A 22594-nucleotide genomic window follows, 5' to 3' on the forward strand; every position below is an offset into this window, starting at 1 on the left:
CGGCCTGGGAGACGACTCGCTGGACGGTGGCGCCGATAACGACGTCCTGGACGGCGGCGACGGGGACGATTCCCTGTTCGGCGGCGATAGCGACGACACCCTGCTGGGCGGCGCGGGTAACGATACCCTCGACGGCGGCTACGGCGACGACCGCCTGGAGGGCGGCGACGGCAACGATACCCTGATCGGCTGGGGCGGCAAGGACACCCTGATCGGCGGCCTGGGCGACGATTCGCTGCACGGTGGCGCGGATGACGACCTTCTGGAAGGCGGCGAGGGCCACGACACGCTGCTTGGTGGCGATGGCAACGATACCCTGCTTGGCGGCGAGGGCGACGACGTGCTCGAGGGCGGCCTGGGCGACGATTCGCTGGTGGCCGGCGAGGGCAAGAACACCCTGGTGGGCGGCGCCGGCAACGACACGCTGATCAGCGGCAACGACGACGACGCGCTTTACGGCGGCGAGGGCAACGATTCCCTTGATGCCGGCCATGGCAACAACCTCATCGATGGCGGGGACGGCGACGACTACCTGATCGGCCGCTCGGAAAACGACACGCTTTACGGTGGCGCCGGCAACGATACGCTGCTTGCCGGCACCGGCGACGACCTCCTGGAGGGCGGCGAGGGCAACGACAGCCTGGAAGCCAGTGCCGGCACCGACACCCTGCTGGGCGGCGGGGGCAACGACACGCTGCATGGCGGGGCCGGCGACGACCTGCTGGATGGTGGGGCCGGCGCCGATAGGCTGACCGGCGGCCAGGGCATCGACCGCTTCGTCGTCGATGCCGGGGGCGACGTGATCACCGATTTCGACGCCAACACCGGCATGGGCGACGGGCAGGCCAACAACAACGAATTCGTCGATCTTGCCGCCTTCTACAACGAGAACACGCTGGCCACCTGGAACGCCGCCAATCCGGGGCAGACCTACAAGAACGCCCTGCATTGGCTGCGCGCGGACCAGGGCGACGGTGTGCTGGATGCGGTCGGCGGGCTGCGCATTCTGGACGGCACCGGCAATGCCGTCCAGGCCGACAAGCTGACCACCGAGAACACCGGCGTCGTCTGCTTCCTGCGCGGCACCCTGATCAAGACCGAGGATGGCGAGGTTCCTGTCGAGAAGCTGGAACCGGGCATGAAGGTGATGACGCTGGACCACGGCTACAAGGCGCTTTCCTGGATCGGCAAGCGCGTGCTGTCGGCCGCGGAACTGGCCGAGCAGCCCAAGCTGCGCCCGATCCGCATCCGCGCCGAGGCCCTGGGCGAGAACCTGCCCGAGCGCGACCTGATCGTCTCGCCCCAGCACCGGGTGCTGCTGCGCTCGGTCGTGGCGCGGCGGATGGTCGGCGAGGCCGAGGTTCTGCTGGCCGCGCGCCATCTGATCGGGCTGGAAGGCGTCGAGGTGGTCGAGGACATGCAGGAGGTGGAATACTGGCACTTCATGTTCGACCGGCACGAGGTGGTCTTCTCGAACGGGGCGCCCACGGAAAGCCTGTTCACCGGCCCCGAGGCGATGAAGGCGCTGGGGGCGGAGGCTCGGGAAGAGATCTTCACGCTCTTCCCGGAACTGGCCGAGCCCGAACGCGAGGTGCCCGTCGCAGCCCGGCTGCTGTTGCGCGGCCGGCAGGGGCGGCACCTGGTGCAGCGCTTGGTCGTCAATGGCAAGCAACCGTTCACCTGGGGCAAGGTGGGCTGATGCCGACCGGGGCGCGGGCCAAGCCCCACGCCCCGGACCATGGCGACCTGGCGGGCGGATGGGACGGAAACAACCGTCGCGCCGACCGCAAGGCCCTGGCGGTGGCCGAGCAGCGCCGACAGGGCCCCAATCACCGAAGCGGCAGGGGCATCTTGCCGCCTGGACCAGGAAGGCCGGCAGCACCGCCCCGCGCGGGGCGGTTCTGGAACGGCTGCACCAAAGCGTCACGGTGCGAACCGGCTGCGGCACGCTCCTCGCATCGCCTTGCGGCGGAGACCGGCGCGGCGCGGCAGACCGTGGCTGTCACGGAACAGATCCGCAGAGCCGATACGGAACCGGAGGCCGACATGCTTGCAGAACACACCCCCGTCCAGATCCGCCGCAGCGGGGCCATGGTGCCCGTGCAATCCTTGCGCGCCGGAGATGTCCTTTACGACCCGCTGTCCGACGATCATGTCGAGATCCTGGGCATTTTCGGCTGCTGCTCGCTCGAGGCGCAGGGCCTGCTTTTCGGCGTCGCGCAGGGCCGCCTGGGTCCGGGCTGCCCCACGCACGGGCTTGCGCTATCGCGGCGCCGGCCGATCCTGGTTCCGGGAGCGCCGGAGGGGAATGAGGACCAGCCCCGCCTTGGCCCGCCGACCGCCCAGCGGATCGGCATCCCGCTGCCAGAGGACGCCATGCTGTTCGCCATCTTTCCCGAACGCGACCGCTTCATGATGTCCTGCGGGTTCTGCCTGCGCGTCCTGGCGCCCTGTCCATCCCATTTGCATTGAAGGAGCCACCCCATGGAAAAGGTCATGCGCGATGAATTCTGCCGATTCGACAGCGATCACGCGGGCGGCTTTCCGATGGGGACCGTCATCCTTGCGGTTCTGACGGCCCTTGCGGCCGGTGGACTGGCCTGGTGGATGGGCTGGGGGCTGGTATGGATCATCGTCACCTATTGCCTGACCGGCTCGGCGACGTTGGTGGCGCTTGCCTGGCACAACGCGAACCATGTCCCCGGTGATCATGCCGGGCGCTGCGGGCGTCTTTGCGCGGGAGAGGCCGAAGAGCCGGCCCGCCCCGCCGTCGCAGGAAGCCGGTTGCGATAACGCCCTGCAAGCAGGGCCGCGACAGCGGGGGCGCGCCGACTGCGCAACGATACCGCCTGTTGCCTGGCCCGCCAGACGCGCAACGGGGCGCCCCTTGGTCGTCACCCGCAAGCCCTTCGGCAGCCCGGCCCAGGCGCCGGTCGAAAGGGTCCGCCCAACATCAACATGCTATGCGGTCCTGCGTGCCGCCGCAGCCGGCGCCGTCGTCGCGGCGGGGCTGCATCCCGCCGCATCGGGCACGCGCGCGCCAAGGGCGATGCCCAGATCTTGCGCCTGGCGAGCCGCCGGCGTCCGGGACAGGCGGCGGCCCCTCGCTTTTGCCGGGCTGAAATTTGCCTTGGCGATCCCGGAACTTCATGGGCTCGGCCTTTGCCGCAGCCTGAGTTCCCGGTGAGGGTCGAAGGGCGGCGATCCGCCCTTTCAGCCCCCCGAAGGGCAAGACAGCGATTGCGGGGGCGGCGGTGAAATCATAACATTCCTGCCTATCGACAGGATTGCCTTGGTCTTCGCTCATGACAATATGGACCCCCGACCCCAGCGCCTTGCATCGCCCGGCCTATCTTTCCTTGGCCGAGCAATATGCGCGGGCGATCCGCGACGGCCAATTGCCCGCCGGAACCCGCCTGCCGCCCCAGCGCCGGCTGGCCGACGATCTGGGCCTGTCGGTCCAGACCGTCTCGCGCGCCTATGAGGAGCTGATCCGCCGCGGCCTGGTGGTGGGAGAGGTCGGGCGCGGTTCCTTCGTGCTGCCCCCCGGCTCGGAAAATACCCCGCCCTACCTGGCCGAGCGGCTGGGCGAGCTGGTGGACCTGTCGATCCTCAAGCCCGTCACCGAGCGGATGCATGTCGAGACCTTTCGCGAGGGGCTGCATTGGGTCGCCGAGAACCTGCCCGTCCCGGCGGCGTTGTCGTTCCGGCCGAACTCGGTGCTGCCGCAGCACCGGCAGATCGCCGCGGACTGGCTGCGCCGCAAGGGGATCGAGGCGGCGCCCGAAAACATCACCCTCACCGACGGCGCCACATCCGCCATCACCACCGCGGTGATGAGCGCGGTGCCCGCGGGCGGCACGCTGGCCGCCGCCGCGCTGACCCATCACCTGCTGATGCCGCTGTGCAAATACCTGGGCCTGCACCTGGAAGGGCTGCCGGTGGACGAGGATGGCATCGTGCCCGAGGCGCTGGACCACCTGGCGCGCAAGGGCAGCCTGCACGCGCTTTACATGCAGCCGGCCGCGATCAACCCCATGGCGATCATGAGCAGCGCCGAGCGGCGCGCCGAACTGGCCGCCATCGCCCGCCGCCACGACCTGCTGATCGTCGAGAACGACATGCTGAACGCGATGATCCCGGACCGGCCGCCCCCCATGGCGGTGCTGGCGCCCGAGCGGGTGCTGCATATCAACGGCTTCACCAAGACCACGCTGCCGGGGCTGCGGGTGGCCTGGCTGCTGTCGCCGCCGCGGCTTGCCTCGGCCACCGCCAACCGGCACCTGGTGACGAACTGGATGGCCACCCCCGCCATGGTCGAATTGCTGAGCCATTGGATCGGCGACGGCACCGTGGACCGGCTGATCCTGTGGCAGCGCGAGGCGCTGGCCATCCGCCATGGCATCGCGCGCGAGGTTCTGGGCGCGGCCCCCTTTCGCGCCCATCCGCAAAGCCTGCACATCTGGCTGGAACTGCCCCCCGGCCGCGACGAAGAGGAATTCGTGGCCCAGGCCCGCCAGCGCGGCGTCGCCGTCGCCTCGGGCCGCGCCTTCCGGCTGAGCGAGCGGGGCCGGCGCGACGCAGTGCGAATCGCGCTGGGTTCGACCGGGACGGAAGAGCTGCGCCGCGGCCTTGCCCTGGTGGCCGAAACCCTGGGCGGCAGCGCGGAACCCCTGCTGCCGCTGATTTGACAGGCAGATTGCCCCGGAAAATTGTCATGATATTATTTAAATATTGACCTGATTTAATCTCGCTGCAAAGTTCCTCTGGACAGCAAGGGGGACGCTTTTGGACCAGCCGATCATTCGCATCCAGAACCTGCGAAAGTCCTTCGGGACGCTGACCGTCATTGACGGGCTGAACTTCGACGTGATGAAGGGCGAAAAGCTGGCGCTGATCGGCCCCTCGGGCTCGGGCAAGACCACCATCCTGCGCATCCTGATGACACTGGAGGACATCTCGGGCGGGCGCATCGAGGTCTGCGGCGAGCCGCTTTACCACATGCAGCGGAACGGCGCCGAGGTGCCGGCGGACGAGGCGCATCTGCACAGGATGCGCCGCCATATCGGCATGGTCTTCCAGCATTTCAACCTGTTCCCGCACAAGTCGGTCTTGCAGAACATCACGCTGGCGCCGATGCTGACCAAGGGCGAGGCCCGCGCCGCGGCCGACAGGCGGGCGCGCGATCTGCTGGACATGGTGGGGCTGGCCGACAAGGCGGATTACATGCCAAGCCAGCTTTCCGGCGGCCAGAAGCAGCGCGTCGCCATCGCCCGCGCCCTGGCCTTGCAGCCGCAGATCATGCTGTTCGACGAGGTGACTTCGGCGCTCGACCCCGAGCTGGTCGAGGAAGTGCTGGAGGTGATGAAGCGCCTGGCCGCCGAGACCGACATGACCATGCTTCTGGTCACGCATGAGATGGGCTTCGCCCGTGATTTCGCCGACCGCGTCCTGTTCTTCGACAAGGGCCGCATCGTCGAACAGGGCCCGCCCGCCCAGCTATTCACCGCGCCGCAAGAGGACCGCACGAAGTCCTTCCTGCGCAAGATCATCGCCGCCGGACAGCGCGTGTGATGCCAACCCGACAGGAGAGAACGATGAAGAAATGCCTGATTGCCGTGGCCTTGCTGGCCGCACCGCTGCCCGCCATGGCCGACAAGCTGGAAGACCTGCAAAAGCAGGGCTATGTCCGCATCGCCATCGGCAACGAGCCGCCCTATACCGCCGTCGCCTCGGACGGCAAGGTCTCGGGGGCGGCGCCGGACGTGGCGCGCGCGGTGTTCGAAAAGCTGGGGATCAAGGACCTGGAGGCCTCGATCGCCGAATATGGCGCGATGATCCCCAGCCTGCAGGCCGGCCGCGTCGATGCGATCACCGCGGGCCTGTTCATGAAGCCCGAGCGCTGCAACGCCGTCGCCTATTCCCAGCCGATCCTGTGCGATGCCGAGGCGCTGCTGGTGCCCAAGGGCAATCCCAAGGGCTTCAAGTCCTATGCCGACATCGCCAACGACGCCTCGGCCAGGATGGGCGCCCCCGGCGGCGGCACCGAGGAAAAGCTGGCACTCGATGCCGGCGTGCCGCGCGACCGGCTGGTCGTGGTGCCCGACCCGCAATCGGGGCTGAAGATGGTGCAGGACGGCCGCATCGACGCCTATTCGCTGCCGGTCCTGTCGCTGAACGACCTGCTGGCGAAATCGGGCGACGCCAACCTGGAAGTCTTTGCCCCGGTCGAGGGCGCCCCGGTCTATTGCGACGGCGCCGCCTTCAACAAGAAGGACACCGCGCTGCGCGACGCCTTCGACGTGGAACTGGCCAAGCTGAAGGAATCGGGCGAATTCGCCCAGATCGTCGAGCCCTACGGCTTCTCGGCGGCCGCGGCCATGTCCACCACCCGCGACGCGCTCTGCGCCGCGCAGTAATATCCGGGGCGGGGGCCGACCCCGCCCATCCCGACAACGGCAAAGGCAGGCTTCGGCGCATGGGCGACTGGGCAGGATATCTGACACTCATCCTTATGGGGGCCTGGGTCACGGTCAAGCTGACCCTGATGGGTTCGGCATTGGCGTTGGTCGTGGCCTTCATCGCCGGGCTCGGCCGCATCTCGCGCCACGCCTGGGTCCGCTGGCTCGCGACCGCCTATATCGAGTTCTTCCGCGGCACCTCGATCTTCGTGCAGCTGTTCTGGATCTATTTCGTGCTGCCGATGACCGGCGCGGAACTGACGCCGATGCAGGCCGGGGTGATGGCCCTAGGGCTGAACGTCGGCGCCTATGGGGCCGAGGTGGTGCGCGGCGCCATCCTGGCCGTGCCGCGCGACCAGCACGAGGCCTGCGTGGCCGTCAACCTGACCCGGTTCCAGCGCATGCGCCACGTCATCCTGCCCCAAGCGCTGCCCTTGATGCTGCCGACCTTCGGCAACAATGCCATCGAGCTTTTGAAGGCTACCTCGGTCGTGTCGCTGATCTCGCTGTCGGACATGACCTTCCAGGCGCAGGTGGTGCGGTCGCAGACCGGCAGCACGCTGATGCCCTTCGTCACCATCCTGCTGCTGTATTTCGCCATGTCCTCGGCGCTTTCCTTCGGCATGCGCCGGCTGGAGCGGCGGGTGACGCGCGGCCTGGACGGGGTGCGCTGAGATGGAATGGGATTGGGATTTCGCCTGGTCGATCATGCCGACCCTGCTGGCCGGGTTTCGGATCACCCTGGTCGCCACCGCGCTTGGCGCCGTGGTCGCTGCCGTGCTGGGGCTGGTCTTCGCCATCCTGCGCCGCTCGGCCAACCGCACCGTCGCCCGCACCACCGGCTTCGTGGTCGAGTTCATCCGCGGCACGCCGCTGCTGGTGCAGCTTTACTTCATCTTCTACGTGCTGCCCGACCTGGGGCTGCGCCTGCCGGCGCTGACTGCGGGCGTGATCGGCATGGGCCTGCATTACGCCACCTATGCCGCCGAGGTCTATCGCGGCGGCATCGAGGCGGTGCCCCGCGGGCAATGGGAGGCGGCCAAGGCCACCAACCTGACCACGCGCCAGACCTGGCTGCACGTGGTGCTGCCGCAGGCGGTGCCGCCGATGATCCCGGCAATGGCCAATTATCTGCTGGCCATGTTCAAGGAAACGCCGCTGCTGTCGGCCATCACCGTGCTTGAGCTGATGAACCAGGCCAAGTCGGTGGCCAACAGCTCCTATCGCTATGTCGAGCCGATGACGCTGGTCGGCGTGATGTTCCTGGTCGTCAGCCTGATCTCGGTGGTGGCGCTGCGCTGGCTGGAACGCCGTTATGGGAGGATTTCGCGGTGACTGTCCTGTCCGTTCCGGTCGCGCTGGACGACCGCCCCCTGCCCCGCCGCCTGGGCCTGGTGACGCTGGCGACCGACCACACGACCGAGGTCGATTTCGCCGCCCTGCCGGCGCATGGCGTGGGCGTCTATGCCACCCGCATCCCCTTTGCCAACCCGGTGACGCCCGAGACGCTGGCCGCCATGGCCAAGGACGTGACCGCGGCGGCGGCGCTGATCCTGCCGGAGGAGGATCTGGATGCGGTGGTCTACAGCTGCACCTCGGCCTCGGTGGTGATCGGCGACCAGGCGGTGCGCGACGCGATCCGGCTGGGCAAGCCCTCGGCGGAACCGATCACGCCGATCTCGGCCGGCTTCGCGGCGCTCAGGGCGCTGGGGGCGGACAGGATCACCCTGCTGACGCCCTATACCCCGCGCACGACCCAGCCGATGGCGGAATGCTTCGAGGCCGGCGGCTTTGCCCTGCAGGGCGTCTCTTGCCTGAACCTGACCGACGATCGCGAGATGGCGCGGATCGCGCACGCCACTATCATCGAGGCGGCGCGTGCCGCGCTGGCGCCGGGCAGCCAGGCGCTGTTCATCGCCTGCACCGCCGTGCGCGCTTGCGCGATCATCGACCGGATCGAGGATGCGGTCGGCGTGCCTGTGGTCTCGGCCAATTCCGCGACGCTCTGGGCCGCCGCGCGGGCCTGCGGCGTGACCGGGCCGGTGGCTCCGGGCCAGTTGATGAGGCTGGCATGACCGTGACCCTGGACGACATCCGCGCCGCCGCCGAACGCATCCGCGGCCATGTGGTGGAAACGCCGCTGGTCCGCGACGAGGCGCTGTCGGCGCGGCTGGGCCAGCCGATCTGGCTGAAATGCGAATATCGCCAGACCACCGGCGCCTTCAAGCTGCGCGGCGCGACCAATGCGATCCTGTCGCTGCCGCCCGAGGCGCTGGCGCGCGGCGTCGTCACCGCCTCGACCGGCAACCATGGCCGGGCGCTGGCCCATGCCGCCCGCGCGCTTGACGTGCCGGCGACCGTCTGCCTGTCGCGGCTGGTGCCGGGCAACAAGGTGCAGGCGATCCGAGATCTGGGCGCGCAGGTCCGCATCACCGGCGCCAGCCAGGACGAGGCCATGGCCGAGGTCGCCCGCGCCGTGGCGCAGGAAGGCATGACCGAGATCCCGCCCTTCGACCACAAGGCGGTGGTGGCGGGCCAGGGCACCATCGGCCTGGAAATCGGCACGGCCGAGGCGGTGCTGGTGCCGCTGTCCGGCGGTGGCCTTGCCGCCGGGGTCGCGGTGGCGATCAAGGCGCTGGCCCCCGGCACGCGGGTCATCGGCCTGACCATGGAAAACGGCGCCGCCATGGCCGCGAGCCTGGCCGCCGGCCATCCGGTCGAGGTCGCGGAAACCGCCAGCTTGGCCGACAGCCTGGGCGGCGGCATCGGCTTGCAGAACCGCGTGACCTTCGCGCTCTGCCGCGCGTTGCTGGACGACGTGATCCTGCTGACCGAGGCCGAGATCGCCCAGGGCATCCGCCATCTTGGCCGCGCCGGCCATGTCGTCGAGGGCGCGGCCAGCGTCGGGACCGCCGCGCTGCTGGCGGGCAAGATCGTCCCGCAAGGCCCGACCGTCTGCATCCTTTCCGGCGCGAATATCGACCCCGCGCTGCACGCGCGCATCATGGCGGAGGCCGCATGAGACCGCCCGTGACCATCCTGACCGAGACCGATCTGCGCGCCCTGGTGCCGCTGGACGCCGAGGCCGTGGCCTGCATCCGCGACGCCTTCGTGGCGCTGGCAACCAAGGCGGTGGCGATGCCGCCGATCCTGCGCCTGGACATCCCCGAACACCGGGGCGAGGTCGATGTGAAGACCGCCTATGTCCCCGGCCTCACGCATTTCGCGATCAAGATCTCGCCCGGCTTCTTCGGCAACCCGGCGCTTGGCCTGCCCTCGACCAACGGCATGATGGTGGTGCTGTCCGCAACGACCGGGCTGGTCGAGGCGCTGCTGCTGGACAACGGCTATCTGACCGACGTGCGCACCGCCGCCGCCGGGGCGGTGGCCGCCGATGCGCTGGCCCGGCCGGATGCGGCAACGGCGGCGATCCTGGGCGCCGGGATGCAGGCGCGGATGCAGCTGCAGGCGCTGGCGCTGGTGCGGCCGCTGGCCGGCGCGCGGGTCTGGGCGCGCGATCCCGCCAAGGCGCAAGCCTTCGCGGCCGAGATGACCGCCGCCCTGCGCATTCCGGTGATCGCCGCCGCGACTGTGGCCGGGGCTGCGCGCGGCGCAGATCTGGTAGTCACGACCACGCCCGCGGAAAAGCCCATCCTGGCCGCCGCCGATGTGGCGCCCGGCACCCATGTCACCGCCATGGGCTCGGATGCCCAGCACAAGAACGAGATCGCGCCGGACCTGATCGAGCGTGCCCATTACGTCGCCGACCGCCTGTCGCAGACCCGCGAGCTGGGGGAACTCCACCACGCGCCGCTGGCCGGGCAGGATTTCCCCGAGCTGGGCCAGATCCTGGCAGGGCAGCGCCCCGGCCGGACCAGCCCCGAACAGATCACCCTGGCCGACCTGACCGGCACCGGCATCCAGGACACCGCCATCGCCACCCTGGCGCTTGCCCGCGCGGGCAAGGCCGGGGCCGGCCGCAGCTTCACCCTGTAAGAGAAACCGCCATGACAGACGTCGCATTGAAGTTCACCCGCGAGGAATATGCCGACCGCCTCGCCAAGACCCGCCGGGCGATGGACAAGGCGGGGGTCGATCTGCTGATCGTCACCGATCCGTCGAACATGAACTGGCTGACCGGCTATGACGGCTGGTCCTTCTATGTCCATCAATGCGTCGTGGTGCCGCCGGATGGCGAGCCGATCTGGTATGGCCGCGGACAGGACGCGAACGGCGCGAAGCTGACGGCCTATCTGAAGCCCGAAAACATCATCGGCTATCCCGACCATTACGTGCAGAACCCCCAGATGCACCCGATGGACTACCTGTCCGGCATCCTGCGGGACCGCGGCTGGGCCGCGAAGCGCATCGGGGTCGAGATGGACAATTACTGGTTCACCGCCGCCGCCTTTGCCAGCCTGACCCGGAACCTGCCCGACGCGACGCTCAGCGATTGCACGGCGCTGGTGAACTGGCAGCGCGCGGTGAAATCGCCGCAGGAGATCGCCTATATGCGCAACGCCGCCCGCATCGTCGAGGCGATGCACGCCCGCATCCTCGACAAGGTGCAGGTCGGGATGCGCAAATGCGACCTGGTCGCGGAAATCTACGACGCCGGCACCCGCGGCGTGGACGGGATCGGCGGCGACTATCCGGCCATCGTGCCGCTGCTGCCCTCGGGGCGCGATGCCTCGGCCCCGCACCTGACCTGGGACGACAGGCCGATGAAGGCCGGCGAAGGCACCTTCTTCGAGATCGCCGGCTGCTATCACCGCTATCACGTCCCGCTGTCGCGCACGGTGTTCCTGGGCCAGCCGACGCAGGCCTTCCTGGACGCCGAAAAGGCCACGCTGGAGGGGATGGAGGCCGGGCTGGCCGCCGCGAAGCCCGGCAACACCTGCGAGGACATCGCCAAGGGTTTCTTCGACGTGCTGGCGAAATACGGCATCGTCAAGGACAACCGCACCGGCTACGGCATCGGCGTCAGCTATCCCCCGGACTGGGGCGAGCGCACCATGTCGCTGCGCCCCGGCGACCGCACCGTGCTGCAACCCGGCATGACCTTCCATTTCATGACCGGGCTCTGGCTCGAGGACATGGGGCTGGAGATCACCGAGTCGATCCTGATCACCGACACCGGCGTGGAATGCCTTGCCGATGTCCCGCGCCAGCTGTTCGTGAAGGACTAGCGCCATGTTGCAGATGCAGCTTGCGCCCTCGCCCATCGCGGCGACGGTGGATTTCGCGGCGCCGGGGGTGCAGCACGGCTTCCTGCGCCTGCCCTATTCGCGCGACGATGCGGCCTGGGGGTCGATCATGACCCCGATCACCGTGGTCAACAACGGCGAGGGGCCGACGGCGCTGCTGACCGGCGCCAACCACGGCGACGAATACGAGGGGCCGATCGCGCTTTTCGACCTGGCCGCGACCATCCGGGCCAAGGACGTCACCGGCCGCATCATCATCGTTCCGGCAATGAACTACCCGGCCTTTGCGGCGGGCACCCGCACCTCGCCCATCGACCGCGGCAACCTGAACCGCAGCTTTCCGGGCCGGCCGGACGGCTCGGTCACGCAGAAGCTTGCGGATTACTTCCAGCGCGTGCTGCTGCCGATGGCGGATGTGGTGCTGGATTTCCATTCCGGCGGCAAGACGCTGGATTTCCTGCCCTATTGCGCCGCCCATATCCTGCCCGACAAGCGGCAGGAGGCGGCGGCCTTCGACCTGGTGCGCGCCTTTGGCGCCCCCTGGTCGGTCAGGATGCTCGAGATCGACGCGGTCGGCATGTATGACACCGCGGCCGAGGAAATGGGCAAGACCTTCGTCACCACCGAACTGGGCGGCGGCGGCACCGCCACCGCCCGCACCGCCGGGATCGCCCGGCGGGGGTTGCGCGACCTGCTGGTGGCGGCCGGGGTGATGCGCGGCCAGGTCGAGGCCCGGCCGACGCGCTGGCTCGACATGCCCGATGCGGATTGCTTCACCTTTGCCGAGGATGGCGGGCTGATCGAGTTCCTGGCCGACCTGGGCGATGCCGTGGAACAAGGCCAGCCCGTCGCCCGCATCTTTCCCGTGACGCGCACCGGCCTGGCCCCGGTCGCGGTCCATGCCCGCCGCGCCGGGCTGATGATGGCGCGGCATTTCCCCGGCATCGTGAAACCCGGCGATTGCGTCGCCGTCATCGGCGAGGAGGTTCAGCCATGATCACCGACAAGACCCTGATGCGCGAGGATGCCTTCGTGAACGGCGCCTGGGTGGGCGGGGCGCGCTTTGCCGTCACCGATCCCGCGACCGGGCAGCCGGTGGCGCAGGTGGCGCGGCTGGATGCGGCGCAGGCCCGCGCGGCGGTCGATGCGGCGCAGGCGGCCTTTGCCGGCTGGTCGGCGCTCTTGCCGCAGGAACGGGCCGCCGTGCTGATGCGCTGGCACCGGCTGATCGTCGATGCGCGCGAGGATCTGGCGCGGATCATGACCGCCGAGCAGGGCAAGCCCCTGTCGGAAGCCCGCGGCGAGATCGACTATGCCGCCAGCTTCGTCGAGTTTTATGCCGAGGAAGCCAAGCGCCCGAACATCGAAAGCGTGACCTCGCATCTCTCGACCGCCGAGATGGAGCTGTGGCGTGAACCGCTGGGCGTCGCGGCGCTGGTCACGCCTTGGAACTTTCCCTGCGCCATGATCACCCGCAAGGCGGCGGCGGCGCTGGCGGCGGGCTGCACCGTGGTCGTGCATCCCTCGGCCGAGACGCCGCTGTCGGCGACCGCGCTGGCGGAACTGGCGGATCGCGCGGGCTTTCCGGCCGGCGTCTTCAACGTGGTGACGGGCGAGGCGCCCGAGATCGTGGGCGCCTGGTGCGCCGATCCGCGGGTGCGGGCGCTCAGCTTCACCGGCTCGACGCAGGTCGGCAAGCTGCTCTATCGCCAAAGCGCCGAGACGGTGAAGCGGCTGGTGCTGGAGCTGGGCGGGCACGCGCCCTTCATCGCCTTTGCCGATTGCGACCTCGACCTGGCGGTGGACGAGGCGATCAAGGCCAAGTTCGCCACCTCGGGCCAGGACTGCCTGGGCGCCAACCGCTTCCTGGTCGAGCGAGCGGTCTATGACGAGTTCTGCCGCCGCTTCACCGCCGCCGCCGCCGCGCTGACGCTGGGGCCGGGGGCCGAGGATCGCGACCTCGGCCCGCTGATGAACGAAGGCGCGGTCAGGAAGCAGGAGGAGCATGTGGCGGACGCGCTGGCCCGCGGCGCGCGCCTGCTGACCGGCGGCAGCCGCGATCCACAGGGGCCGCTGTTCTATCGCCCGACCGTTCTGGCCGACGTGCCGGCCGAGGCGCTGATCTTTCGCGAGGAAACCTTCGGCCCCGTCGCCGCCATCGCCCCCTTCGACACCGAGGACGAGGCGGTGCGCATCGCCAACGCCACCGAATACGGCCTTGTCGCCTATGTCCACAGCCGCGACCCGCGCCGCATCTATCGCCTGTCCCGCGCCCTGGAGTTCGGCATGGTCGCGGTGAACCGCACCAAGGTCACGGGCGCGCCGATCCCCTTCGGTGGCATGAAGCAATCGGGCCTGGGCCGCGAGGGCAGCCGCCACGGGCTCGAGGCCTTCACCGAGATCAAATACGTCTGCCGCGACTGGGCAGAGACAAGGAGAGCGTGATGCTGACCAATGACGAGCTGTCCAGATGGGACCGCGAAAGCCTGTTCCACCCCTCGACCAACCTGGGCCAATTCGCGCGCGGTGAAGGTCCGCAGCGCATCATCTCGGGCGCGGAAGGCGTCCATATCATCGACCGCGACGGCAATCGGCTGCTGGACGGCTTTGCCGGGCTCTATTGCGTGAACGCAGGCTATGGCCGGACCGAGATCGCCGAGGCCATCGCCGCGCAGGCGCGCGAGCTGGCCTATTACCATGCCTATGCCGGACATGGTTCGGAAGCCTCGATCACGCTGGCGAAAATGGTCATGGACCGGGCGCCGAAACACATGGCGCGGGTCTATTTCGGCCTGGGCGGCTCGGACGCCAATGAAACCAACGTCAAGCTGGTCTGGTATTACAACAACATCCGCGGGCTGCCGCAGAAGAAGAAGATCATCTCGCGCTGGCGGGGCTATCACGGCTCGGGGCTGATGACCGGCTCGCTGACCGGGCTGGAGCTGTTCCACAAGAAATTCGACCTGCCGCTGGCGCAGGTGATCCATACCGAGGCGCCCTATTACTATCGCCGCAAGGACGCCGGCATGACCGAGGAACAGTTCAGCGCCCATTGCGCCGAGAAACTGGAGCGGCTGATCGCGGCCGAGGGCGCCGACACCATCGCCGCCTTCATCGGCGAGCCGGTGCTGGGCACGGGCGGCATCGTGCCGCCGCCCAGGGGCTATTGGGATGCGATCCAGAAGGTGCTGGCGCGACACGACATCCTGCTGATCGCGGACGAGGTGGTGACGGGCTTCGGCCGGCTGGGCAGCATGTTCGGCAGCGATCACTATGGCATGACCCCCGACATCATCACCTGCGCCAAGGGCCTGACCTCGGCCTATGCGCCCTTGTCGGGCAGCATCGTCGGGCAGAAGGTCTGGGACGTGCTGATGCAGGGCACCGACGAACATGGCGTGCTGGGCCATGGCTGGACCTATTCCGCCCATCCCATCGGCGCGGCGGCGGGCATCGCCAACCTGCGGCTGATCGATGAGCTGGGGCTGGTCGAAAACGCCGGCCGCGTCGGCCGCTACCTCAACGACCGCATGCGCGGGGCGCTTGGCGATCACCCGAACGTGGGCGAGATCCGCGGCGAGGGCATGCTCTGCGCCGTCGAGCTGGTCCGCGACCGCGACACGCGCGGCTTCTTCGACGCGGCCGAGGGCATCGGCGGCAGGGTCGTCGCCGCCATGCTCAGGCGCGGGGTGATCGCGCGGGCCATGCCGCAGGGCGACATCATCGGCCTGGCTCCGCCGCTTTGCCTGACCGAGGCCGAGGCGGACGTGATCGTCGATGCGACCGCCGAGGCGCTGCGCGAAACGCTTGGCTGAACCTGCCGGAGGGCGGCGGCCTATGCGGCTGCCCGCCGAATGTGCCGCCCGCGACCCATGCGGCCGCGTCCGCAATGATGTCGCCTTGCAAGAATTTCGCGCCCGCCTTCACCCAAACGGGTGACGACAGCCCCCTGCCCCCGGCCCTGTAATCGGAACCGGGCCTTGCGCCCGTGATTTCAGGTTTTCTTGGAGGGTTCCATGCAGACGGGCAAGATCTTCGGCGGCGTCCTGGCCGCGTCAATCACGCTGGCGCTGGCAGGTTGCGGCGGTAGCAGCGGGTCTGGAGGCGGCGGCGTGCCGGGTGGTGGTGGCGGCACAGCGGACGGCCAGACCTTTCTGGAACATGACGGGCCGTTGATGGAGATGGAGGGCCGCACCGCAGCCCTTGCCCCGACCAGCACCGCCGCCATGCCGACGACGGGCAGCGCCACCTATGACGGCTATGCCTTCGTCGAAATGAACATGACCGGCGGCCCGGTCGATGTCGGCGATCCCGGATACGAGGCCGCGAACGCCAGGATCGCGCTCAACGCGGATTTCGCCAGCAGCAGCGTTTCCGGGCAAATCCACGAGGTCGGCGTCGAGGACGGCCCCACACTGACCGGCAGCCTGCCGATCACCGGCGGCAGCATCAGCGGCAACGGCATGACGGGCCGCGCGGCGGGCACGCTGGGCGGCGGCGACCGCGGCGACATCGGCCTCGACCTCGCGCTGGACGGGACGTTCAGGGGCAGCGCCGCCGAGGCCGTGCGGGGGACCATCACCGGCACGGTCGAATATGACGGCGCCACAGGCGCGGTCTTCGGCGACAGCGGCTTCGCCGCCGAGCGCTGATCCCGCCGAATGCTGCCCGCATCATGGAAGGCGGGCTGGCGGGCCTGGGTCTTCGCCAGCCTGCTGCCCTGCCTGGCCTCGCCCGCCTGGGCAGAGCAGCCCGACCGGACCCAGGCGGCGCTGATGTCCGGCTCGCCCCGGCTGGCGGGTTTTGCGCTGATGCGCGACCGTCCTGCCGGGCGGGCGCCGTTGCTGGCGCGGCTGCTGCATCACGAAGGGATGCTGCGCGACGGCCGCCCGCAGCCGGTCCTGCTGTCGCGGCACCTGACCGCCCGGCCCCTGCTGCGATGGGACGACAATATCAACGGCGGCATCCCCGGCGAAAGCCTGACGGTCGGGGGCATCGACCTGACGGTCAGCCCGGAAAGCCGCGCCCGCGGCGGGCTGGTGCTGGGCCTTGCCGCCTCGGCCGGCGCAAGATACCGGCTGGCGCCGGGGCGGGTTCTGCGGCTGGCGGGCCAGGCGACGGCGGTCTATTCGCCGCGGCACGATCTTTCGCGCCAGGATCTGGGGCTCGGGGCCTGCCTTGCGCAGCACCTGGGCGAATGGCGCTTTGTCGACCTGTGCGGCGGCTACGCCTTTGGCCGGACGGATCTGTCCGAAAGCCATCTGGCCTGGACCGGCCTGCGCGGCACCAGGCTATTCGAGGCCGCGGGCGCCCTGCACGAGATGTCCCTGGGCCTGCGGCAGACCTGGCGCAAGGATTATCGCCAGGCCTTCGCGGACCTGTCGCTCGGCAGCGCCGTTTCCGGGATCGGCGCGGTCGGGCTTCAGCTTTCCGCCGGCGAAAGGGTCGCCGGCCACAACGCCATCCGCTATCGGGCGGGGCTGTCGCTGACCCGCCCGATCGGGAACCGCCCCGTGACCCTCGGCATCGGCTGGCAACGGGAAGAGGGCTCTGCCGTCTTCGGCACCCCGCGGCGGGACGATGTCCGCACCCTGGGCATCGAGGTCGCCCTGACGCCGAAATTCACGCTGCTGCTGGCGGGGCAGCATCGGTCGTCGACGGTCCCGATGTATGACGAAAACCGGGTCATGCTGGATGTCCGCTGGCGCTGACCGCACGGCGCGGCAGCCCCTCAATTGAAAAGCCGCCGGCGCCAGTAGCCCAGGAAAACCCTGGCCCGTCGCAGCAGGGGTTCCCGGCGCTGCATGTAGTATCGCGCATTTTCGTAAAGATAATCGTCCTGGTATCCCCGAAGGAATGGAGAGATCCTGTATCCCTTGCGAAAGGAATCCCGGATGCGAAGCAATCGCAATCCCCATTCCTGGCAATGAAAGATGCGAATGTCCTCGCCATTGACAAGACGCAGCCCCCAAAGGCCGTTTTCCGCCACATAATCCTCGGCCGCGCCTTCGACCAGGAACCTGCCGTATTTCGACTCGGAATCCTGGGTTCCGGCCTGGAGCGTCCTCCAGATTTCCGGCTGGATCACCAGGAAGCAATTGCTGATGCTTTGCGTCAGCATGAATTCCGGCCTGGCCGTAGGCCGGTCCGCGCGATAAGGCAACGTGCTGCCGGTCATGAAGCAGGCGCCCGTTTCCTTCATCAATGCAAGGGCCGCGTCCTGCCAGGCCACATTCCGGGCGCGATAGGGAATGGTATCCAATCGCACCACGCATCCAAGATCGGCCGTTACCGCATCGAACTGCTTTTCCAGAAGCTGCTGTTCCGAATCGGTGGTTTCCCGCGGCGTCGTCCTGCCCATGTCATGCAGGCGAATGCCATGCGCTTCGCATAGCTGCCGGACGCGGGTTTCTATGCCGGGATCCTTGCCCAGATGCACGACCAGCTCGGCAATCGGATGGTCGAAAAAGGCAATCCAATCTTCAAGGATCACGCAATGATGCTCTTCAAGCACAAAGGTCAACAGCGCGACTGACGGAGCCTCGGGCGCCTTGTCAGATATCAGCATGCAGCATTTCCAGTTTGCAGAAACAATTACCCCGGCCGATCCTAAGGATACCGGCACGGAATGCGAGCGAAAAGAGGCTTCGCCCTAAATCTGCACCCATCGCCTGCCCCCTCCGCCGCGGATTCCTGCGCCCCTGGGCGGCCCGCCAGCCTGCACGCGGCGCCGTCTGCTGCGGTATCCACATACCAAGCCTGCCCGGAAAACCCGGCTGCGCCGCCAAGTGTTGCGTTGACACCCGTGGCTTTCTTCAACATGTTTCCTGGAAATCAGCTTTCCGGGTGCCATGGTGCGTCGCTATCTTTTCCTGTGTCCCGACACGCAAACGGCATCGGGCGGGATTGCCGTCATCTATGACACGGTGGCTGCGCTGTGCCGGGCGGGCTATGACGCCGCCATCCTGCACAACAGCCCCGCCGCCGGCTATCTGGACCATCCCGACAAGCCGCCGCTCTGCTATACCTATGACTATTATATTGCCCGGCAAAAACAGGGACTGGACGGTCGGCGCGCCCGGCTCATGTCGCCCTTTATTCTCATGGGCGAAAAACTTCGCGGCGGGCCCCTGAAACCATGGCGGCCGGGGGCCGAGGATATTCTGGTCATACCGGAGTTCATGATCACCGCGGCAATGACGGCTTTTCCGCAGTCCCGGCTTGGCGTTTTCGTGCAAAACCCGTTCGCCTTCCAGGAGGCTCATGCGGAAGCCATGGAAAGGGGGCTCGACATCCGCGAACGCGCGGACTGGTTCCTGGGCGTTTCGCAAATATGCCTCGATCAGTTCGAACTTCTGAATATCCAGACCGGCCATCACCTGCCCGTCTCGATGAAGCCCGAGGATTTTCCCTTTCGCGAAGAAAAGGAGCGGCTGATTACCTATATGCCGCGCAAACGCTCGGCAGAGGCACGCCAGATCGTCGATACGCTCGAGCGTCGGGGAAAATTGAAGGGATACCGGATTCAGGAACTCGACAATATGCCGCGGCTGGATGTCTCGGATCATTTGCAACGCAGCCAGTTCTTCATTTCGCTGCTGCGCATGGAATCGATCGGCTTCCCGGCGGCAGAAGCAATGGCGGCGGGTTGCATCGTGGTCGGTTACACGGGACTTGGCGGGCGGGAATACTTCACCCCAAAAACCGGGGTTCCCGTGACCGAGGACGATACCCTGGGACTTGTGCATGCGCTGGAGGCGGCGGTCGCGGAATATGCCGCCGCGCCGGCGCGTCTTGATGCCATCCGCCGCCACGCAAGCGCGGTGGTGAATGCCAATTACAACAGCGATACCTTTGAAACGGCGCTGCTGAAGATCTGGCGCGAACTCGATGCGGCGTAAGGGCCGCCGTCCAGAGGACAGCTGGCCGAGGTAAGGGTGCCCCGCAACCCCTTTGCCGAGCAGCAGCACCCTGCGAATGCGGGGGCAAGGTCGGGGCATCGGCGCCCGCAGATGAAGGCCCGCTTCAGTCCTGGGGGAAATAGCCCGGACGGTTCTGCCGGATCGCCAGCGTGATGGATTGCCGCAAGGATCGCAGCAGGAACAGCCCCACCGCCATGACAAGAATCGCGCCCATTCCACCCAGGGAATATGCCAGGAAAACGCCCAAAAGCGACAGGTTCAGGAAAAGTGCCAGGCTGACCCCCATCAGCCCTCCGGCTATCGCTGCCAAGATATAGATGACCAACTCTCCGCCTGTAGAGCCGCAGTCATGGTCGAATGCTTCGCTGCTGGCAGTTTCGGAAAAACGGCACTTCGTCAACATGGCTACTCCTCGTCATATTCTGCCTTGGGCAAATGCGGATTGGTCGGCACGTTTCGAAAGGGCCGGGGCGCAAGCCCCGGTTCACTGCTGCGCGCTGGCCCGCCCCTTGAAGGGAATAAGGCAGGCGGTCGCCTTGATCGGCTCGGGTTCGGGCTGCGCCGCCGGCGCGATGCGGCCGATCTGGTCGCGCAAGCCGCTGAGCTGCCGCAGAAGCCCGCGGATATGCCATTCCAGATCGTCTATGTCCTCGTCGCGAAAGGCCTTGCCGTCGGCATAGGCCCGGCAATAGGCGATCTTGGCTTGGGCCTGGGAAAGCTTGCGTTCCAGGATCTTCGTGACCTTCGCCGGCGGCACGCCCGGCTGGTTCAGGTCCATGTCCTGCACATCCTCGAGCCCGAGTTCCCGGATGAAGCCGGCCAGGAATTCGGCGCTGTTGCCGAATTCGTAGAATGCGCTTTTCTGCGGCAGGTTATCCAGGGCGTATAGGCCGACCCGGCAATTCGGGTTCCTGTCCGTCAGCTCTATCGCCATGGCCAGCAGATCCGCCGAGTCCTTGCGGTGCCGCGTGCGGATCGCGATCATCATCGCAGAATCGACAATTCCAACCATTGTTTCCTCGGGATCGAACGGCCGGCCGCCTTGCGCGTCCTTCGCTGCCTTGCCGCCGGATTGCTGGGGGGCGGCGGACGCGCCCGGCCTGGGCGCGCCCGCGTTTTCGTGCGTCAGGCGCCGTGCTCGTCGTTGAGGCTGCCCAGGCCGGCCAGCAGGCCGCCGCCCAGAAGCCCGTCGACGGCATCGCCCAGCGGCGCCAGCAGATCGCCGGCATTGCCGCTGCCAAGCAGCCCGCCAAGCGTATCGCTCACCCCGCCCAGCAGGTCGCTTTCTCCGCCCAGCAGGCCGTCCAGGGTATCGGCGACGCCGGCAATCAGGTCCTCGCTGCCGCCCAGCAGGTCGTTCAGCAGGCCGTCGGGATTGTCGCTGTCCTCGCCCAGCAGGCCATGGCCGGTCAGCTCGCCCAGCAGCCCGTCCTGGCCGGTAACGGGCGCAAGCGCCCCGTGATCGCCAACCACGTCGCCCAGCAGGCCGTTCGAGCCGCTGATGTCGCCCAGGGTGCCGTTGTTGCCGGTCAGCTCGCCCAGCAGCCCGCCATCGGCGAGGACCGGATCCAGCAGGCCATCGCCGGGCGCGACACCCAGCAGGCCTGTCAGCGTGCCGCCGACATTGCCCAGCAGGTCGCCGCCGAGGAGGTCGCCCAGCAGGTCGCCCTGGCCACCAAGGAGCCCGCCCAGCAGATCATCGCCACCCAGCACGCCGCCGACAACGCTCTCGACCGTTCCGGTCACGGTGTTGAGCAAACCGCCCTCGCCGCCAAGCAGACCGCCCAGCAGATCGTTCCCGCCAAGCAAACCGCCGACAACACCATCGAGCGTCCCGGTCACGGTGTTGAGCAAACCGCCCTCGCCGCCAAGCAGACCGCCCAGCAGATCGTTCCCGCCCAGCACACCACCGACAACACCATCGAGCGTCCCGGTCACCGTATCCAGCAACCCGCCCTGGCCGCCAAGCAGACCGCCCAGCAGATCGTTCCCGCCCAGCACACCGCCGACAACGCCATCGAGCGTCCCGGTCACCGTATCCAGCAATCCGCCTTGGCCGCCAAGCAGGCCGCCCAGCAGGTCGTCCCCGCCAAGCACGCCGCCGACAACGCCATCGAGCGTTCCTGTCACCGTATCCAGCAACCCGCCCTGGCCGCCAAGCAAACCGCCCAGCAGATCGTTCCCGCCAAGCAAACCGCCGACCACGTTGTCCAGCGTTCCGGTCACGGTGCCCAGCAATCCGCCCTCACCGCCAAGCAGACCGCCCAGGAGATCGTTGCCGCCGAGCAGCCCGCCAAGCAGGTCGTCCCCGCCCAGCACACCACCCACGACGCCATCGAGCGTCCCGGTCACGGTGTCCAGCAACCCGTCCTGGCCGCCAAGCAGACCACCCAGCAGGTCATTCCCGCCAAGCACGCCGCCGACAACGTTGTCCAGCGTCCCGGTCACGGTGCCCAGCAAGCCGCCTTCGCCACCCAGCAGCCCGCCGAGCAGGTCGTTGCCGCCCAGCACGCCGCCAAGCAGACCCGAGAGGCCGTTGGACCCCTCGCCGGCCGCCCCGTCCTTCAGCAGGCCGGTGCCGGTCAACTCACCCACAAGCCCTTGCGAGCCGGTGACGGAGCCCAGCAGCCCCTGGTCGCCGATCAGATCGCCCAGCAGCCCCTCGGAGCCGGTGATCGCGCCCAGCAAGCCGCCGTTGCCGGTAAGATCCCCCAGAAGCCCGCCATCGGCCAGAACCGGATCAAGGACGCCGGCGGAACCGTCCACCCCGTCACCCAGGAGGGGAACGCCCAGCAGGCCACCCCCCAGCCCGCCCAGCAGCCCATCCTGGCCCAGCAGGTCGCCCAGCAAGCCGTCCGAGCCGGTGATTGCGCCGAGCGGGCCGTCATTACCCGTCAGGTCGCCCAGAAGCCCGCCGTCACCCAGGATGGGATCAAGGAAGCCCTGCACATGGTCCGCACCATCCGTCGGATCGGTTCCATCGGTCGGATCCGTGCCATCCGTC

General features: G+C 68.1%; 22 protein-coding genes. 18 read left to right on the plus strand and 4 right to left on the minus strand.

What is annotated here, in order from left to right; all coding sequences use genetic code 11:
* The 17 genes from FE811_RS18980 to FE811_RS19060 form a co-directional block, all read left to right on the plus strand.
* A partial coding sequence (locus FE811_RS18980; RefSeq protein WP_181180894.1) for a Hint domain-containing protein occupies window positions 1-1699 on the plus strand: 1699 nt, incomplete at its 5' end.
* A gap of 347 nt (window positions 1700-2046) precedes the next feature.
* Window positions 2047-2472, plus strand: a complete 426-nt coding sequence (locus FE811_RS18985; RefSeq protein WP_116221830.1) for a hypothetical protein — start codon at window positions 2047-2049, stop codon at window positions 2470-2472.
* Between the two features lie 12 nt (window positions 2473-2484).
* Window positions 2485-2793 (plus strand): hypothetical protein, encoded by a 309-nt coding sequence (locus FE811_RS18990; RefSeq protein WP_116221829.1) that lies wholly within the window; start codon window positions 2485-2487, stop codon window positions 2791-2793.
* Window positions 2794-3305: 512 nt separating this feature from the next.
* Window positions 3306-4691 (plus strand): PLP-dependent aminotransferase family protein, encoded by a 1386-nt coding sequence (locus FE811_RS18995; protein WP_116221828.1) that lies wholly within the window; start codon window positions 3306-3308, stop codon window positions 4689-4691.
* Window positions 4692-4788: 97 nt separating this feature from the next.
* Entirely contained in the window at window positions 4789-5574 is a 786-nt protein-coding gene (gene ehuA, locus FE811_RS19000; RefSeq protein ID WP_036749854.1) for an ectoine/hydroxyectoine ABC transporter ATP-binding protein EhuA, read from the plus strand.
* Window positions 5575-5597: 23 nt separating this feature from the next.
* Window positions 5598-6419 (plus strand): ectoine/hydroxyectoine ABC transporter substrate-binding protein EhuB, encoded by an 822-nt coding sequence (gene ehuB, locus FE811_RS19005; protein ID WP_036749852.1) that lies wholly within the window; start codon window positions 5598-5600, stop codon window positions 6417-6419.
* 59 nt (window positions 6420-6478) lie between these two features.
* Entirely contained in the window at window positions 6479-7135 is a 657-nt protein-coding gene (ehuC, locus tag FE811_RS19010) for an ectoine/hydroxyectoine ABC transporter permease subunit EhuC (protein WP_036749849.1), read from the plus strand.
* Between the two features lies 1 nt (window position 7136).
* Window positions 7137-7796, plus strand: coding sequence for an ectoine/hydroxyectoine ABC transporter permease subunit EhuD (gene ehuD, locus FE811_RS19015; RefSeq protein WP_072463006.1), 660 nt, complete (start codon window positions 7137-7139; stop codon window positions 7794-7796).
* Window positions 7793-8536, plus strand: a complete 744-nt coding sequence (locus FE811_RS19020; protein ID WP_116221827.1) for an aspartate/glutamate racemase family protein — start codon at window positions 7793-7795, stop codon at window positions 8534-8536. Before ehuD ends, FE811_RS19020 begins: the two co-directional genes overlap by 4 nt.
* Window positions 8533-9483, plus strand: coding sequence for a hydroxyectoine utilization dehydratase EutB (gene eutB, locus FE811_RS19025; RefSeq protein WP_116221826.1), 951 nt, complete (start codon window positions 8533-8535; stop codon window positions 9481-9483). Before FE811_RS19020 ends, eutB begins: the two co-directional genes overlap by 4 nt.
* Complete coding sequence (locus FE811_RS19030; protein WP_116221825.1) at window positions 9480-10457, plus strand: cyclodeaminase; 978 nt, start codon at window positions 9480-9482, stop codon at window positions 10455-10457. The genes eutB and FE811_RS19030 overlap by 4 nt, the downstream gene beginning before the upstream one ends.
* An 11-nt stretch (window positions 10458-10468) precedes the next feature.
* Complete coding sequence (gene doeA / locus FE811_RS19035) at window positions 10469-11650, plus strand: ectoine hydrolase DoeA (protein WP_116221824.1); 1182 nt, start codon at window positions 10469-10471, stop codon at window positions 11648-11650.
* A gap of 4 nt (window positions 11651-11654) precedes the next feature.
* Window positions 11655-12665 (plus strand): N(2)-acetyl-L-2,4-diaminobutanoate deacetylase DoeB, encoded by a 1011-nt coding sequence (gene doeB / locus FE811_RS19040; RefSeq protein ID WP_166435512.1) that lies wholly within the window; start codon window positions 11655-11657, stop codon window positions 12663-12665.
* Entirely contained in the window at window positions 12662-14113 is a 1452-nt protein-coding gene (locus tag FE811_RS19045; protein ID WP_116221823.1) for an NAD-dependent succinate-semialdehyde dehydrogenase, read from the plus strand. The genes doeB and FE811_RS19045 overlap by 4 nt, the downstream gene beginning before the upstream one ends.
* On the plus strand, window positions 14113-15483 hold the full coding sequence (locus FE811_RS19050; RefSeq protein ID WP_116221822.1) for an aspartate aminotransferase family protein: 1371 nt from the start codon (window positions 14113-14115) through the stop codon (window positions 15481-15483). Before FE811_RS19045 ends, FE811_RS19050 begins: the two co-directional genes overlap by 1 nt.
* Window positions 15484-15684: 201 nt before the next feature.
* Window positions 15685-16320: a transferrin-binding protein-like solute binding protein gene (locus FE811_RS19055; RefSeq protein WP_116221821.1), complete on the plus strand. Its 636-nt coding sequence runs from the start codon at window positions 15685-15687 to the stop codon at window positions 16318-16320.
* 9 nt (window positions 16321-16329) lie between these two features.
* Window positions 16330-17379 carry a hypothetical protein gene (locus tag FE811_RS19060; RefSeq protein ID WP_116221820.1) on the plus strand — a complete coding sequence of 350 codons (1050 nt, stop codon included), beginning with the start codon at window positions 16330-16332 and terminating at the stop codon, window positions 17377-17379.
* A gap of 20 nt (window positions 17380-17399) precedes the next feature.
* On the opposite strand, the gene FE811_RS19065 is transcribed toward FE811_RS19060, so the two are convergent.
* Window positions 17400-18236, minus strand: coding sequence for a hypothetical protein (locus FE811_RS19065; protein WP_116221819.1), 837 nt, complete (start codon window positions 18234-18236; stop codon window positions 17400-17402).
* A 283-nt stretch (window positions 18237-18519) separates the two neighbouring features.
* Between FE811_RS19065 and FE811_RS19070 the strand changes: the two genes are divergently transcribed.
* Complete coding sequence (locus tag FE811_RS19070; protein WP_116221818.1) at window positions 18520-19569, plus strand: glycosyltransferase; 1050 nt, start codon at window positions 18520-18522, stop codon at window positions 19567-19569.
* Window positions 19570-19693: 124 nt separating this feature from the next.
* On the opposite strand, the gene FE811_RS19075 is transcribed toward FE811_RS19070, so the two are convergent.
* The 3 genes from FE811_RS19075 to FE811_RS27555 all read right to left on the minus strand — a co-directional run.
* Window positions 19694-19993, minus strand: a complete 300-nt coding sequence (locus FE811_RS19075; RefSeq protein ID WP_140848403.1) for a hypothetical protein — start codon at window positions 19991-19993, stop codon at window positions 19694-19696.
* An 81-nt stretch (window positions 19994-20074) separates the two neighbouring features.
* On the minus strand, window positions 20075-20578 hold the full coding sequence (locus FE811_RS19080) for a hypothetical protein (protein ID WP_072463019.1): 504 nt from the start codon (window positions 20576-20578) through the stop codon (window positions 20075-20077).
* A 137-nt stretch (window positions 20579-20715) separates the two neighbouring features.
* The coding region (locus FE811_RS27555) for a hypothetical protein (RefSeq protein WP_219848904.1) at window positions 20716-22594 on the minus strand (1879 nt) is incomplete at its 5' end.

Source organism: Paracoccus sp. FO-3 (genome assembly GCF_006386455.1).
Lineage (GTDB): Bacteria > Pseudomonadota > Alphaproteobacteria > Rhodobacterales > Rhodobacteraceae > Paracoccus > Paracoccus versutus.